Origin of the sequence: Tateyamaria omphalii (genome assembly GCF_019802125.1) — a bacterium.
Taxonomy (GTDB): domain Bacteria; phylum Pseudomonadota; class Alphaproteobacteria; order Rhodobacterales; family Rhodobacteraceae; genus Tateyamaria; species Tateyamaria omphalii_B.
Genome location: NZ_JAHVHT010000005.1, coordinates 127,807 through 143,701 on the forward strand (window position 1 = coordinate 127,807; position 15,895 = coordinate 143,701).

12 protein-coding genes are annotated in these 15,895 nt (G+C 61.6%); 7 read left to right on the forward strand and 5 right to left on the reverse strand.

Annotated features, from left to right (window positions below; genetic code table 11):
- Positions 1 to 67 precede the first annotated feature (67 nt).
- The 3 genes from KUV51_RS18500 to KUV51_RS18510 all read right to left on the reverse strand — a co-directional run bounded on the left by KUV51_RS18500 (position 68) and on the right by KUV51_RS18510 (position 4,893).
- Entirely contained in the window at positions 68 to 1,195 is a 1,128-nt protein-coding gene (locus KUV51_RS18500) for a DUF4185 domain-containing protein (RefSeq protein ID WP_222522927.1), read from the reverse strand.
- A 277-nt stretch (positions 1,196 to 1,472) separates the two neighbouring features.
- Positions 1,473 to 3,011 (reverse strand): protein O-mannosyl-transferase family, encoded by a 1,539-nt coding sequence (locus KUV51_RS18505; RefSeq protein WP_222522928.1) that lies wholly within the window; start codon positions 3,009 to 3,011, stop codon positions 1,473 to 1,475.
- A gap of 76 nt (positions 3,012 to 3,087) precedes the next feature.
- Positions 3,088 to 4,893, reverse strand: a complete 1,806-nt coding sequence (locus tag KUV51_RS18510) for an AsmA family protein (protein ID WP_222522929.1) — start codon at positions 4,891 to 4,893, stop codon at positions 3,088 to 3,090.
- 418 nt (positions 4,894 to 5,311) lie between these two features.
- On the opposite strand from KUV51_RS18510, the gene KUV51_RS18515 reads away from it, so the two are divergent.
- From KUV51_RS18515 to KUV51_RS18535, 5 genes are read left to right on the forward strand one after another with little or no spacing between them, the layout of a single operon-like run.
- Positions 5,312 to 6,856, forward strand: a complete 1,545-nt coding sequence (locus KUV51_RS18515; protein ID WP_222522930.1) for a UbiA family prenyltransferase — start codon at positions 5,312 to 5,314, stop codon at positions 6,854 to 6,856.
- Positions 6,857 to 6,866: 10 nt separating this feature from the next.
- Positions 6,867 to 7,286 carry a GtrA family protein gene (locus KUV51_RS18520; protein WP_222522931.1) on the forward strand — a complete coding sequence of 140 codons (420 nt, stop codon included), beginning with the start codon at positions 6,867 to 6,869 and terminating at the stop codon, positions 7,284 to 7,286.
- Complete coding sequence (locus KUV51_RS18525) at positions 7,283 to 8,608, forward strand: FAD-dependent oxidoreductase (protein ID WP_222522932.1); 1,326 nt, start codon at positions 7,283 to 7,285, stop codon at positions 8,606 to 8,608. The genes KUV51_RS18520 and KUV51_RS18525 overlap by 4 nt, the downstream gene beginning before the upstream one ends.
- Positions 8,605 to 9,366, forward strand: coding sequence for an SDR family oxidoreductase (locus KUV51_RS18530; protein WP_222522933.1), 762 nt, complete (start codon positions 8,605 to 8,607; stop codon positions 9,364 to 9,366). The genes KUV51_RS18525 and KUV51_RS18530 overlap by 4 nt, the downstream gene beginning before the upstream one ends.
- A 10-nt stretch (positions 9,367 to 9,376) precedes the next feature.
- Entirely contained in the window at positions 9,377 to 10,960 is a 1,584-nt protein-coding gene (locus KUV51_RS18535) for a hypothetical protein (protein WP_222522934.1), read from the forward strand.
- Positions 10,961 to 10,972: 12 nt separating this feature from the next.
- Here the strand turns inward: KUV51_RS18535 and KUV51_RS18540 are convergent, their stop codons facing one another.
- Complete coding sequence (locus KUV51_RS18540; RefSeq protein WP_261385929.1) at positions 10,973 to 12,604, reverse strand: glucan biosynthesis protein; 1,632 nt, start codon at positions 12,602 to 12,604, stop codon at positions 10,973 to 10,975.
- Between the two features lie 620 nt (positions 12,605 to 13,224).
- Between KUV51_RS18540 and KUV51_RS18545 the strand changes: the two genes are divergently transcribed.
- Complete coding sequence (locus KUV51_RS18545) at positions 13,225 to 13,437, forward strand: hypothetical protein (RefSeq protein WP_222522935.1); 213 nt, start codon at positions 13,225 to 13,227, stop codon at positions 13,435 to 13,437.
- 181 nt (positions 13,438 to 13,618) lie between these two features.
- Here KUV51_RS18545 and KUV51_RS18550 read toward each other — a convergent pair whose 3' ends face one another.
- A complete protein-coding gene (locus KUV51_RS18550; RefSeq protein WP_222522936.1) occupies positions 13,619 to 14,428 on the reverse strand; it encodes a helix-turn-helix domain-containing protein in 810 nt (269 codons plus the stop codon).
- A 281-nt stretch (positions 14,429 to 14,709) separates the two neighbouring features.
- On the opposite strand from KUV51_RS18550, the gene KUV51_RS18555 reads away from it, so the two are divergent.
- On the forward strand, positions 14,710 to 15,840 hold the full coding sequence (locus tag KUV51_RS18555; RefSeq protein WP_222522937.1) for an aldo/keto reductase: 1,131 nt from the start codon (positions 14,710 to 14,712) through the stop codon (positions 15,838 to 15,840).
- Positions 15,841 to 15,895 lie beyond the last annotated feature (55 nt).

Genomic DNA, 15,895 nt, shown 5'->3' on the forward strand with positions numbered 1-15,895 from the left:
GCACCACTAGGGCTTCGGCGCTCTTGTGCGCGTGCAGTTGGACCGCGTCGCTAAGAAAGCTGAGGGTCTATTCTGTGGCCTGCACGCCTGTGCTGCCGGTATCGGACAGATCGGTTGCTTCAACCGCAGCCAAATCCACGTTCGGCACCTCAAGAACAGCCTTCATCAGGAACACATTGTAGACAGGCTTCCAGCGCGACATCGTGAAATAGACGGTATCTTCTATGTCCTGTCCCGGAACGATATATGGCGCATAAAGACCAGGATAGTCGTCCGCGTGGGCAACGATTTGCGCGTCGCTCCAGGGACCTGTCATGTCGGGCGCCGTGCGCAGGATGACGGCGCGTTGAACCGGGTCCAGATACATCATCAACCACGACCCGTGTGCTTCGCTCCACGCGACCGACAGTTCACCTGCCGGGGCCGGAACAACGGCAGATGCCGCACCAACATTGGCCGTCCATCCCACCCCATTCCAATACTCGTAAGCCGCGGGATCAAACACGTCCTGTGGAGTGACACGGCCCAGCCGTATTCCGCCGAAACGGCCCTGAGGAATGCCGAAGACGTAGATCATGCCGTCATGATTCACATAAGCGACCTGCTCGAAGCCGGTGCCTGCGGGCCACATCGCCGTATCCGATCGCGTCCAGTTCTGACCGTCGTCGTCGGAATAGGCGAGGCCCGAGCGGCGCACGTACCACTTGTCATCCTGACCCCACATGCGCACCGACATGTAGTGCAGCACCATCCGCTCGCCGAGCGATATGCCGTTGGTCGGGATCACCGTCCATTCAAAGCCCGGGATCTTGGCCGAGCGGATGACTTCCTTGGCCGCACCCGTGGCGGTTTCGATCATGGAGGCGATGGAAAAGTCGCTGGACGGGTCGGGATCAGCCATGCGGGCCAGCGTATTACTACGCCAATCCCCGCCATCCGAGCCATAGGTGTCACCAAACACCATGAACAGATCGCCCTTGTGCTTGAACATGTGGCCCAGATCGGTGCCATGCACGTTCCACCGGGCATCGGTGGCACTGGGCGACGCAGCACCAGTCAGTTGATTAACGATCTTGGTGTCCACGATGCGCAGACCCGGCTGGGCCGCTGCATCAGGCAGATCAAGGGGCAAGGCAGCCTCGGACAAGGCCATGGTATCAACAGCCTCCATACCTTCGGTATCGGCAATTGCCATGGGCAGATGGCCGGAGCAGGACAAGATGAAAGCGGACAGCGAAACGCCGAAGAGAGCAGGGGATATGCGCAAGGTAGAGTACCTTCTATAGCCGGAACACGGTTGTAGTCGGAACGTCTCGGGCGCTTTGGCGATTCGGCTAAGGGCCCGTGCGCAATAGGTGCGATGTAGCTGTCAACAGATCAAGCGGATTGTCGCTTATGTGACGCAATGTAAGAATTGGTGACGCAGCGTCAGCAAGCATTTTCAAGGCTTTGATCAATAGGCGGGCATATGCCTAGTCTTGCGGCAGGGCTGCGGATGCCTCCTGCCGCTCGCATACGAAACCGTAGGCGGGCCATGTCACCGGATCCGGCTGCTCAATGGGAACTGTGCTGCAGGACAGGCGCGGATTACGGTGCTCGATCCAGCGCAGCATCTGTTCGCCGTCCGTGGGGATGACCACACCGCCAACGGGACCCTCATCCGGGATCGCCTCCTCGGTCCGCCAGGTGACCCGGTAGATCGCCGGTTGCGGCACCTCGTCCAAAAGCTCGTGATAGAGCGTCGCCATGCGCAGGCCGTAGGACATGGACACGACAGGCCGGTCGACCGGCGCCTGCGCCATCACCGTATCGAGCGTCTCGACAAGCCCGGCATAATCCGGCTCGCGCGCATCCAGGTAAAGCGCCATCTGTGCGGCACGAAACACGCCCATCGCCAGCAGAAACGCTCCGACCCAAGGGCGCAGCCGCGGCCAGCGCACAGCCCACCAGCCGATAGCGGCAATCGCACCAATCAGAAGCGGGCCCAACACAGGCAAATGAAACGCCTGAATGTCATAGGCACCGTACCAGATCATGAAAGGTAGGAAAGCCAGCGCTGTGCCGAGAACAAGGGCGATGCCGTCCCAAGGCCCATTTCGGTGCCGCCAGCCAAACGCAAACAGCAATAGACCGATCGCTATGATCGGCACGGACAGCATGGGATGGGCCTGACTCAACGTGCCAAACAGGACCGATGCAGTCTGCAGGGATTGCAAACCAGACCCATAAAGATCCCCGAAATAGGTGCCCGCGATGTAGTCCCGCAACTCGGATGCGGTAGGGGGCAATGGCAGGTACTCGGAATAGGCCGTTGTCGGCGCATGGGTGACCCACGCAAGATAAAGGTACTGGCTCGCCCCGACCGCAAGCAGCGCGACCACGGCCAGCAGCACACGCACCCGCAACAGCTGACGGTAATGCGTGATCATCACCAGCAGACCCACCGGCGCCAGCATCACCATCATCAGGTGGTTGCCGAAGGACAGGGCATAGATCGCACAGGCGAGGATGAAATAACCCGTGCGCTTTGTCTCAACAAACAGGATCAGCGCGAACACGATGGACAGGATGAAGGCAAGCGCGAGGGGATAGACCTCCGCCTCGGTCGCCTGCACCGCCATCAAACCGGCACTGCCCAGCAGAAACGCCGCCGCGACACCAAACAGGATACTGCCCGTCAACCGCCCCACGATCAGAAAGCTCATGGCGACCGCCACCGCGCCGGGGATAGATGCCAGCGCAATGGTCATCACCCGCCACGGCTCAAACGGCAGATCAAGGGCGCGCACGACCGTACCCATCAGCAGGACAAAGGGATAGCCCGGCCCATGAACCAGAATTGAGGTATGGCCCAAGGTCTGGAACTTGGCAGAATCCCCGGCATTCAGCATTCCACCCAGCCCGGGATAGAGCAGGCTGGCGTAGTAGATCAGCCAGATCAAAAAAAGCGCTGCGGCCAGCCAGGGGCTTTGGGACAACGGCGCGCGGTGGGATGGGGTACTATCGGACATCTGTTCAATTCAACTCCCCGCCTCGTGCCAGCCTTCAGGACAGGCACGGGGCAGGGCACCTATTTCCGTAACTCTATCATGGGCCCACGCGATGTGGCGGAACGTGCGCTGCGATCTCAAACTGGGGCACACCCGCAGCCACCATGGGGGTAAAGACAGTGCCGCCAATGCCAAATGGCAGATCGACATGTCGCGCGATGTTCTCCGCCTCCGTCTCTTCCGCTGCGGACAGCTGCGCGTTGCCCACAACTGAAACAGCGCCGGTTTTCAAACCAACCTCGCCCAGCATATCGATCTCAAGCCGCTCACCGGCAATGTTCAGGCGCGAAATGCGGGCGGTGCCCGCCTCAATCCCCACCTGACCGTCGATAAGGTCGAAATAGGTCCGGCCAGCCGCAGGAATGAGCGGCCCTTTCTCCTTGGTCATGAACTGCCGACCGTTGGCGAGGGTCTGCAAGGTGGCGGTCACGTCCCCTCCGCTCAGGCTGCCGTCCTGCATGGATGCAGAGACTGAGCCGGACAGACTGTCGAACAACGCCCCCACCGTCATCCCGCGCCCAGCCAGTTGCACATCGGCATTCAGCGCCCCCTCCGGCAGTTGCGGGGTGCCGATCAAGCGGGCTTGCATGCGGCTGGCGATGGGTTGGGTCAGCATGGTGACCGATGCATCGGACAGGGATGCCACCATTGCGACCTCACCGTGTTTCCTGATGTCCGTTCTGGCCGAAAACCGGCCGAGCGTTTCGCTCTCGGTCGAGACATCAAGGGACAGCCCCGACTGACGCGCAATCAGAGACATCGAAACATCGTCGATGGTCGCGCCGCCCACAGCGATATCCTGACCTGCAAGATCAAAGTCGACCTCAAGCCCATTGATCCAGTCCGTCCTGATAGGGGCATCGGCCCAGTTGCCGGTGTCTACCTGTCGCATCAGGTCAGACACAGCGACATCCACAGAGTGCTGAAAGGCCAGCAGTTGCGGGAACACCGGCAAATCCGACCCTGCGCGCAGGTTCAGATCACCGGTCAAAGCGATCCCGCTGTGGGAAAAGGTGGCGTCCGAAATGCGGATGGCCTCCGGTGCAACGGCAAACTGCCCTTCAATCGTCAGCGGTCCGCGCCCGAACACCCGGACCCCATCCACCATCCGCCGCAGATCGGCGAGAACACCGATGTCGGTGTCTTCACTTAGCTGATCCTGGTCCAGAGCATGTTCTGCGGCCTCAAACCGGACCGACAGACGCCCTTGGCTTCCAATGTCCGAAAAAGTCCGCCGCGGATCATCCAGTTGCAACTCCACAACGGCCCGACGCGCCCCGACGATAAAGTCGCCTTGGACCAACAGGCCCTCCGATCCGCTATCCTGCGCGATCAACAGGTTCAGGTCGGACAGGTAAAGTGCATCCGCAACATCAACGACCCCATCCACGATCTCGATATTCGCGGGCGCGGTCATGTTCTCTGCGCCCTCGAACCACGGATCCAGAATGGTCGACACATCCACACCGTCAAAGGACAGGCGCGGGCGGTGCAGGTGCAGGCTCGCAATCTCGGCCTCACCCTTCAACAGCGGCGTGGGCCGCAGGGTGGCATCGAGGCGCGCCAGGGTCAAAGCGCCCTCGTCATCCTCGCCAAAGTCAAAGACCGGATCGGCCACGACCACCCGCAGATCAGGGCGCAGGGTCACCGAGCTGTCATCACGCAAGGCTGCGTGTTCACCGGCAATGCGCCCGATCTCGGAATTGATCCCGATGCGCGCAATCGTGTCCAAATCGCGTTTGGAAAACAGGAAAACCGCACTCGCACAGATAAGGGCAAGCGCACCCGGGATCGCAATCCTGCGCACCCAAGGCGTATGAGTGTCTCGGTGATGTGTTGTCATCTTCCTCCTCCCGGCACGCCCGAACGTTTGGGCTGCTGAGCGGCATCCTGGCAGCCATTCAGCGGGCAATTGGGACCCGTCACGCCGCATCTGGAACGATTCCTAAGGCGGCCCAATTTAGATACGGTTCGGTGTGCCGCCTAAACAATATGTTCCGCCAGAGTTGCCGCATTTGCAGCATGTTTTCCGGCCTTCTGCCGCCGATGATCCCGCCAATTGGGCGCATCCCTGCCGATGCCAAACAGGGTTCGGGAACGGATTTGCAACCCCTTTGTTTTTGCAGACACGTTGCCGCGGCAAACACACCAGCCGCCCGAAACCGGTGCGCCGGACGGGCAAATATGGCCGGCGAAGGGTCCGAAGCGACAGATGATCAAACGGCCCGAAACGGGAACAAAACGCAGAGAGAGATACGCGCATGACGGTTAAGAACCATGTCGACAGCCTTTCAAACTCTGACATGACAGAGGTCCAGGGCGGTGTCCGTGACGCCACTGTCCGCAATGACGCTGAAACGGCACATCCAAACCTGCCGGATCTCGAAACAGCCGTCGACACACCGCTGGTGGTCGACCTCGACGGCACGTTGCTGCGGTCCGACCTGTTGGTCGAAACCGCCTTCCGCCGCCTCGGGCGCGCGCCCGGATCCATCTTCGGCATGATGGGTGCCTTGAACGCGGGCCGCGCCTCGCTCAAGCATTTCCTCTGTGCCGGTGCCGACTGCGCCCCCGAAACCCTGCCCTATGACAAAACCATCCTGTCGATGATCCGCCTCGCCCAACTGGCCGGGCGCAAGGTCTACCTGGCGTCAGGCTCGCATGAAGACCTGGTCAAGGCCGTCGCTGACCATCTCGGCATCTTCACCGGCTATTTCGCAACGACATCTGCCGTGAACCTGTCGGGCCGGGCCAAGGCCGACCTGCTTGTCAAGGAATTCGGCAGCAAGGGCTTCGACTATGTCGGCAACGCCGCCGCCGACCTGCCGGTCTGGGAACAGGCCCGTCAGCCAATTGCCATCCGCACCCCGGCCAATGTCTCCGCGCGACTGCGCAAAATGGCCCCACACGCGCAGTTCATCGAACACAGCGGCGCCACCCTGCGGGATTGGGCGCGCCAGTTCCGCGTCCACCAATATGCCAAGAACGCGCTGATCTTCGTGCCGATGATCGCCGCCCACGCGCTCAGCTTCCAAAACCTGTTCGTCTCAATCGTGGCGGCATTGGCGTTCTGCATGGCAGCCTCGGCCTGCTACATCCTGAACGACCTGGTCGATCTGCAAGAGGACCGCGCCCACCGCACCAAACGGAACCGCCCCTTGGCGCGCGGGGACATCCCCCTGATCCAGGCGATGCTTGCCGTCCCGATCCTCCTGATCCTGGCAACGGTGCTCGCGCTGTCGCTGTCCACAAATTTCACCGTCGTGCTCTTGCTCTACTTTGCCATGACCACGGCCTATTCCTTCTACCTGAAGAAAATCCTGCTCGTGGACGTGCTGACGCTTGCGGGGCTCTACACCATGCGGCTCTTGGGCGGCGCGGTCGCCATCGGCGTCACCCTGTCGTCGTGGCTCCTGGTCTTTGCCCTGTCGATCTTCGTCTCGCTGGCCCTGATGAAACGCTTTGTCGAACTCACCGCCTGCGCCGATGCGGACCGTGCCTCGCCCGACAACCGGGATTACGAAAACGTGGACCTGAGCATGATCGCCGCGCTTTCGGCGGCGGCAGGCTTCAACGCCGTCACGGTCCTCGCACTCTATGTCTCCGGTCACACGGTGACGCAGCTTTACAGCCGCCCCGAAATCCTTTTGCTGGTCTGCCCGATCATGACCTACTGGATCGGTCGCGCCCTGATCCTCGCGCAGCGCAGGCAGATGCAGGACGATCCGGTGGTCTTTGCGATCAAAGACCCGATGAGCCGGATCAGCGGCCTTGCCATGCTGGCCGTCTTCGTGCTGGCGATCTGACAGGCACCCCATGTTTAAGTCCCTGTCCGAAGGCCACCCGATTGCGCGCTATGCGGTCACCGCCGTCCTATCGGTGCTGGCAAACCTGCTGGCGCAAGAAGCAACGGTGCAAAGCATGCCGTCCGCGCACCTGATGGTGTCCATCGTCGTCGGCACGCTCGTCGGCTTCTTCATGAAATACGTCATCGACAAAAGCTGGACCTTCCGAGAGGCCTACACCACCCCCCGCGGCGAAGCGCAGCGCATCACGCTCTCGGGCTTCTTCAGCGTCGCAACGACAATCATCTTCTGGTCGTTTGAGCTGGGCTTCTACGCCATCTGGCAAACGGACTTTGCCAAGTATCTGGGCGCCGTCATCGGCCTCAGCATTGGCTACGTCCTGAAATTCTGGCTCGACCGCCGCCACGTGTTTCGCGAGGCGACGGTGTGAAGGATCTGAGCGGTTGGGGCCGGTATCCCCGCCTGTCCGGTCCGCTTGGCAAGGCGCGGGACATGGGCCCGGCGGCCACGGCGACCGCCACCCTTCCAGGCGTGATCGCCCGCGGCCTCGGGCGATCCTACGGGGATGCCGCCATCGGGCGCGACAACACGATTGACGCCACCGGGTTGAACCGGATGCAGTCCTTCGATCCCAACACCGGCATCCTCGCGGTCGAGGCTGGCGTGCCGCTCGCTGACATCATCGACACCTTTCTGCCGCAAGGCTATTTCCCGTGCGCCGTCCCGGGCACGCGCTTTGTCACCGTGGGCGGCATGATCGCCTCAGACGTGCATGGCAAGAACCAGCATATCCACGGCACCTTCGGCGACCATGTGGCATGGCTGATGCTTGCGATGCCCGATGGCCGGGTCATGCGGTGCAGCCCGCATGAGAACGCCGAGCTTTTCAAGGCCACCATCGGCGGCATGGGCCTCACCGGAACCATCCTCTCCGCAGGCTTCCGTCTGAAACAGGTGGAAACCGGCTGGATCCGCCAAACCACCCATGTCGCAGCCAATCTGGGCGAAGCGGTACGCCTCCTCAGCCAAACCGCAAACGCCACCTACACCGTCGCCTGGATCGACGTTCTCGCGCGCGGCGCCTCGCTTGGCCGGTCCCTGATCCTCGAAGGCGAACACGCAACAGCCGACGACCTCCCATGGGGCGACGTGCGGTTCCCACCCTCGACCAATGGCCGCCTCGCCGTGCCGATGGACATGCCCAGCTGGCTGCTCAACGGCATGACCGTCCGCGCTTTCAACGAGCTCTACTACCGCAACGGCGCACGCAAGGCCGGGCAAACCACCACCGTTCCATGGGACAGCTACTTCTTCCCCCTCGACGGCATCGCGCACTGGAACCGCATCTACGGACGGCGCGGCTTTGTACAGCACCAATGCGTCATCCCCGAGGCCAAGGCCGAAGGCGTCGTCTCCGACATCCTCGAGCGGATCTCCAGCCACGGAGCCGGGTCCTTCCTCGCCGTCATCAAACGGCTCGCACCGGGATCAGGGCTCATGTCCTTCCCCATGGAAGGGCTGACCCTCGCCCTCGACATCCCCTTCAACGAAAAGCTGAAACCGCTGCTGGCCGAGATCGACGCGCTGGTCGTCGCGGCAGGTGGCCGCCTCTACCTCGCCAAGGACGCCACCCAATCGCCCGCGACCTTCGCAGCGGGCTACCCCAATCTCGACCGCTTCAAAGCGCTCAGGGACGAGATTGGTGCAACGGGCCGCATGGCCTCAAAACTATCGGAAAGACTTGGACTATGACGGAAACGGATCGGCACACGACGCCGAAACGCCTGCTTGTGGTGGGCGGTACCTCTGACATCGGGCGGGCGGTGGCGGCCACCTATGCCGCGCGCGGCTGGCACATCACGCTGGCCGCGCGCGACACCGACGGGGCAGAGCGCAACGCCGACGACATCCGCACCCGCAGCGGCGCGCATCAGATCGACGTGAAACATCTCGACATCCTCGACACGAACAGTTTTGAGCCCTTTCTGGACGGGCTCGACGCCTTGCCCGACACGGTGGTCTGCGTCGTCGGAATGCTGGGCGATCAAACCCGCGCGCAGGAGGACGCAGACCACGCCACCACCGTCATGCGCACGAACTTCGAAGGGCCGGCGCTACTCCTTGAAATGGTCGCCGCCCGCTTCGCCGCGCGCGGGCACGGGCTGATCGTCGGCGTCAGCTCGGTCGCAGGCGACCGGGGCCGCGCATCGAACTACGTCTACGGCGCAGGCAAGGCCGGGTTCAGCGCCTATCTATCCGGTCTGCGCAACCGGCTGGCGAAAACGGATGTCCACGTGGCCACGGTCAAGCCAGGCTTCGTGCGCACCAGCATGACCGCCGACATGGACCTCATTGGCCCGCTCACGGCAGAACCCGAAGCGGTCGCCGACCGCATCGCCGCATTGGAAACCCGGCCCGCCGACATCGTCTACGTCCTGCGCGCATGGCGGCTGGTCATGTTCATCATCCGCGCCATTCCCGAATCCATCTTCAAAAAGCTCAGCCTGTGAGGTGCCCGGCATGTCACGATTAAGCAGCTCTCCCATCACCCTCGCCACATGGGCCACAACGCTCATCTGCGCGGCCCTCCTTGTGCTGCCGGGCGTCACCGCCTCGTCCATGTACTTCAACGACATCCTGATCTTCCTCGACGGCGCCTACCGCGTGGTCGAAGGGCAGGTGCCGAACCGCGACTTCCACACAGCACTCGGCCCGCTCAACTTCTATCTTCCGGGCCTCGGATACTGGCTGACGGATCGACTCGGCATGGCGATGCCCGTCGGCATGGCGGTGCTTATGCTGGTGACAGCACCGATCATCGTCCACGTCTTCGGCACCCGGCTGCGCCCCCTGATCGGCGTGCCGCTCGCCATCTTCCTTGTGCTGCTGCTCGCCACACCGATGAACACGGGCGAAATCCCGGCCAAGATCTCCTTCGCCATGTTCTACAACCGCATCGGCTGGGCGCTGCTAGGCGTGCTGCTGGTGCTGCACTTGCAACCGAACCAACCGACACGCGGGCAGGATTGGCGCGATGCAGCGGCGGCGGCCATCCTGACCATGCTGCTGTTCTATACCAAGATGACCTACGGGGTCGTGGCCCTCAGCTTCCTCGCCCTCCTGCTCCTGCAACGCGCGCAGCGCAAATGGGCAGCCATTGCCATCGGGCTTTGCATTGCCATCGGCCTGCTGGTCGAGGTGATCTGGGGCGGCACACGCATGCACATCGCGGACCTGATCGAAGCGACCAAGGTCAGCGGCGTCATCGAATCCTACATCTACGTGCGATCCTTCATGCGGGTGTCGGGCGAATACATCGTCTTCGCCCTCATCGCGGGCCTCGCGCTCTGGCACCGCCCGCGCATCACCGACATCCTGTTCTACCTGCTCTGCGGCACGGCGGGCTTTGCCCTGATCAACCAGAATTTCCAGCACATTGGCATCATCACGATGCTGGTCGGCAGCGCGGTGGCGGCAGAAATCATGCTCCGGCACAAACGGGCGAATGCGTCCATTCCAATGAAAAGCCTTGTCCAGGGCGCCCCCCTCGCGATCGGCGTGCTGCTTCTGCCCATCGCGCTGTCCTCCGCGGCAGCGGTCGGCATCCACGCGGTCATGGCCAGCACCCGCGCCGGATTTGCCCTGCAAACGCCAAACGGCACCGATATCCGGATCGTCAACATCTTCAACCGCGGGCAATACGACTTCTACCGCCGCTACGGCCAAAGCCTCGGTAGCGGGGCGGCTCTCATCGCGTCACTGGAAAAGCCCGACGCACGGGTGCTGGTGATGGACTTCGTCAGCCCCTTCGCGTCACTCGCCGGTCTGCCGCCCCAAGACGGGGGCAACGCCTGGATGCACGACAACCGCAATTTCGACATGCAGGTCCACCTGCCTGCCGAGGAAATGCTGGGCGGCGTCGATGTGGTCATGATCCCCAAACAGCCCGTGGCCGAGGGAACCACCCAAAAAATGCGAGAGATCTACGGCCCCTATCTCGAACGGCACTTCGAACAGACGCGCAGCACCAACTTGTGGATCCTCTACGAACGTCGCCTCGTGCCCGAGGCCGTCACCCGACCCACCGGCCCGCAAAGCAGCTGAGGGGCAGGGCGCTCAGCCCTGCTTGCCCCGCTCGACCGCCGCATCCATCAACCACGTCTCGGTCAACGCACGGTCCCGATGCTGCAGAAAGGCGCGCAGGCTCACAGGCTCCGGGCCGGTCTGTTCGAAATCAAAGGTCAGACGCCACCGCTCGGTGCCCACGATGGGATAGGCGTCAATGGGCTCCACGATCCGGCCGTTCAGCGCGTCAATCACCGGTACAACGCCACTGTCACGATCCAGCCCCGTCAGCGAAGGACCCTCGAAATCGACAACCATCTTGTCCACCCCTTCGGGCAGCGGATCGCCGGGCACACCGCCCTCGCCCTGCCGTGTCGCCACGACCCAGGCCACGCCATCGGGCTGCGGATCACGCGCGCGCCATTGAATGTCGTAATCGAACTGGAACTCCGCACCTTTCTCGGTCGGACCCTCCGGCACCCAATAGGCCACCACGTTGTCAAAGGTCTCGTCGGTGGTCGGGATCAGGAACAGCTGCACCTGGCCCGGCCCCCAGTCACCCACCGGCTTCACCCAGGCCGACGGACGACGGTTATAGAACACACCATCGTCCTGATAGTTCTCGAACTTGCGGTCGCGCTGGATCAGGCCAAAACCCTTGGGGTTCTGGTCCATGAAGCTCGACGTGGTGACATAGTCCGGATTGCTCAGCGGGCGCCAGATCCGTTCGCCATTGCCGGTGGCCAGGGCCAATCCATCGCTGTCGTGGATCTCTGGCCGCCAGTCGTCTCCGCCAGCTCGATCACGCTCGGAATACCAGTACATGCTGGTCAACGGCGCAACGCCCAGACGCTGCACGTCTTCGCGCAGGAACAGATGGGCCGAGATGCGGGTCAGATGCCCGCCATAAGCGGCGTTGCGCACCACGCCAAAGCGGTAGGCTCCGGTGATCGACGGACCGTCCAGCTCCGCCCAGATCGACAGCTCCTCGTCCTCCTTCTCAGGCGGTCCAAGCCAGAAGGCGGTGAAGCGGGGAAACTCCTCGGGCACGTCGAGCCCGGTATTGACGGCAATCCCCCGCGTCGACAGACCATACTGCGCCTCCGGCCCATCGGTCCGGAAATAGGACGCGCCAAGAAACGAAATCCAGTCCGGCTCAAGCCCCGGGCGCATGACACGGAACCCGGCAAACCCGTAGCCCTCTGGCAGATCAAAGGCCGGGTTGTCCTCCGGCATGGAAAAGAAGTCGCGGACAAAAGGCACCTCATGCGCCGTGCCGGCCTCGTCGCGGATGTAAATCTTCACCGGTTCGGGGAAGAAGCGGCCGGGGTGGAACAACTGCACCGGCGCCTTGTTGCGGCCCACATACAGCGTCGCATCGGGGCGGAACTGGATCTGCCAATGGGCACTGTAGTTGACCCTCTCGATGATGTCCGGCGCCGGAATGACAGTCGGCTCATAGGGCTGGTTGGCGGCGTTGCGCGCCTTCTCGACCAACCGATCGAATGTCATCGGCCCATCCGCACCGGCCGCATCGGATCTGGCACTGTTCCAAAGGCCAAGCGTCAGAAATGCCGCCGATCCTGCAAGCACCGCGCGTCTGGACGGCTGGGCAACAGCGGATCGCGCAACGCCAGTGCGCTTTGCCGATGTTCTTGGGGAAGCATTGTCAACAAATTTCATATCGGTACCTTACCGCGCTCACACATTGTGTTTCAGGTGATAGATTGTTGCAGAATGTATAGCCGGGCGTGATCGACCATCAATTTGAGGAGCCGGATCAGGCACGACTTTGCCGAACGAACAGCGCGTTGCCGCCGACGAGTGCATGGTTTGTGTAGATACGCCTCGGAACCGCACATCCTTTGAGCGGGATGTAGCGAACCAGATAATGGCACGTGTGAAGGTCCCTTAACCTGATGACCCGATTTGCTGTGAAATCAGTCGGGTTAACTGTCGACTTCCGAGAAGGGTAGGGGGCGCCACAACAGATGGCCACACTGCTCTGGACGAACGGGGACCATGCGGAACAAAACCAAACGTGGCTGACGCAGCACTCGTTCGCAACTGCAGCCAGAGTTCCCCCCGCTCGGGACGCGGAAATTCGAAACTAGGTGAAGGTGGTTTACCGTTGAGAAGCCTCGATGCACCAAGCCGGTTTACCGAGTTTCAGGTCGCCAAACAGAAGCCTGGCTTACGCGCGCGATGCTCGACAACGGAACATCGAACCCATGGCGGATGTGGTTGTGAACTTTTAGCGCTCCGTGCTTCGGCTTTTGGTCGCGCAGTTTCAACGCGCCTAAATGCCGATCGCTATCAAGAATGCGCCCACCGAATGCTGGCTGTGCATCGCGAAGACAACCGCAAACGGCAAAAAAGGTCAGAGCATTCAACTTGGTCAGAATTTTCACCGTGGCATTCGGCGAACAACCCGCAATACTCACCTTGAAATGATTATTGCCAATGTCCTGCAGAACGGCTCTCAGATCTTCGTAGAGCGCGCCGCCCCGAACTGAGCAAACCAATCAGGGGCTCCGGTACGGAGGATGAGCATCTTAATGAAGAAAAGGTGCGCGCCTGTCAGCGTTCCCGCTGGTCCGAGAATGCAAAGCTAAACACCAGCGCATACTATAGCGTTCTTGAAACGCATCCGATTGACAGAACCAAGACTTTGGCCCGCTTACTGCTGCAAAATATCTACTGAGCGTAGCGTGCCGGCGAGCGGCCGAACTGGGCGTTGAAGGCGGAACGAAAGCTATGTCCCGGCGCGTAGCCGGACTGACGGGCAGCATGCGCAACGGAGCCGCCTGATTGCAGAATGGCCGCCGCGCGATCCATTCGAAGTGCGGTGATGAATGCGTGCGGTGGCATGCCTGCCGTCCTTTCGAACATGCGGGCGAAGTGATAGCGGCTCGTTGCGGCCACATCAGCCAAGGTACCCAGTCGCAGATCGTCCGCGAGGTGGGCGTGGATGTAAGCGACGACGCGTTCAACTCTGCGCATGTCCAACCCTCGTTCTGTTTTCGGGCGCAGGGGTGCGCCGACAGCTTCCAAACTGCGCGCGAGGGCATTGCGCAGACGATCCTCAAGCTCTTCGCAAGACAGCGGCGTTCCTCCGAAAGCGTGTGCGCGGATGCGCATCGCGAGGGCGCACAGTGCGGGATCCTTGCGGTTCCAAAGCCGCTCATGATCCTTGGTTGCTTCAGCACGCATGTCGGCGACCACCTCTTGTCGCAACCAGCTGGCTGGCCGAATTTCGACGAATTCCGATGGTCCATCGGTTTCCATGAAGCGGACAGGATCGCAGCCCACGGCACCTCCGGAGTGGGGCAGGATCGGCATGTCCTCGATCCGGCCGCCCGGATGTTCCAGCACCGTTCGCTGGTGGGGAAGGAATGCAAATTCCAAAGCGTAAGGTTCTGCCACAAGCCCGTCGATGTCCCGCCGTCCAAAGCCGCCCATTCGGCCATAGGTCGTGGCCGCCACACTCATTTTTTCGCGATGCATCAATGGCTTTGACATCTTAATGTCCGGTTCTTGCGGAAGTTGTTTCTCTATATGGCACGCGCGCTTCGCAGAACCATTTTTATGGTACCCGATGTTCTTGCGAGAAAGCACAGAATGCCCCACCTAAAGCGGATTTGTCTTAACCGTTCTTCTGAATTGTCACCGGCGCCACGTTGGTTTGCCCAGTCACGAAAGATGATCACCTACTGATCAAGCGGTGGCCGCCTTTTTTGCAGAACCTCATGCGTCGTATCTCTCACCTCAATACACGGAGTGCTTTGATGACCAATCCAACCGATCCCACCCGTCGCACAATACTCACCGCTGGCGCAGCCACTGCCTTGCTGAGTGGTATCACCACGACCCGGGCGACGGCACAGACCGCGAATGCAGCTTCGTCAGACGGCCGCCGCATGCTCGGAGATCTGGAAGTCTCTGCGCTTGGTCTAGGCGTGCAAAACATGGCTCGGACGTTTCACACAACGATCCCCAACAGGGCGGAAATGCATAGCGTGATCAGGACAGCCTTCGACAATGGAGTCACCTTCTTCGATACGGCCGAAGTCTATGGTCCGCACGAGTGCGAACGGATCCTTGGTGAAGCCGTCGGCACATTCCGCGACCAGATCCAGATCGTGACCAAGTTCGGCTTCAACGTGGATCTTGAAACTGGTGCGCTCGGCCCCGGTCTCATCAGCAGGCCATCACATATCAAGCAAGCCGTCGAGGGATCGCTACGGCGGCTGAACACCGACCGGGTCGAACTGCTCTACCAGCATCGGGTTGATCCAGAGGTGCCGATCGAGGACGTGGCAGGCGCGGTTCGCGATCTCATGGACGAAGGAAAAGTCCTGCATTGGGGCCTTTCCGAAATGGGCACGAACACATTGCGTCGCGCCCATGCCGAACTGCCGGTCAGCGCGGTGCAGAATGAGTACTCAATGCTGTGGCGGGGACCGGAGGACGGTGTGCTCGCGCTTTGCGAAGAGCTGGGTATCGGCTTCGTCCCGTTCAGTCCGTTGGGTTACGGATTCCTGACCGGCGCAATTGATATGGCGACAAGTTTCGCACCGGGCGACTTTCGCGCGGGAACCTCACGTATGGATCCCGAGAACAGGGAGGTGAACCTCGCAATTTTCGACCTGGCACGACGCTGGGCCGCGCGCAAGGATGCGGCACCCGCTCAGATCGCGCTGGCATGGCTTCTCGCACAGGGACCCTCGATTGTTCCGATCCCCGGCACGACCCAGATGCCGCATCTGCTGGAGAACCTCGGGGCGACTGCCGTCAGCTTCACCACGGACGAACTGGCGCAACTGAACCAAGAGGTTGCGGCCATCGAAGTTCAGGGAACCCGCGCGCCACCCGTAGTCGCTGCATGGTCGGACGTCGAGGCTCCGCCAAGGACCTGACGCTGTTTTCGCAGGAGGCGATGGATCCGGCATCGTTTCCTTCACGTGCCATGAA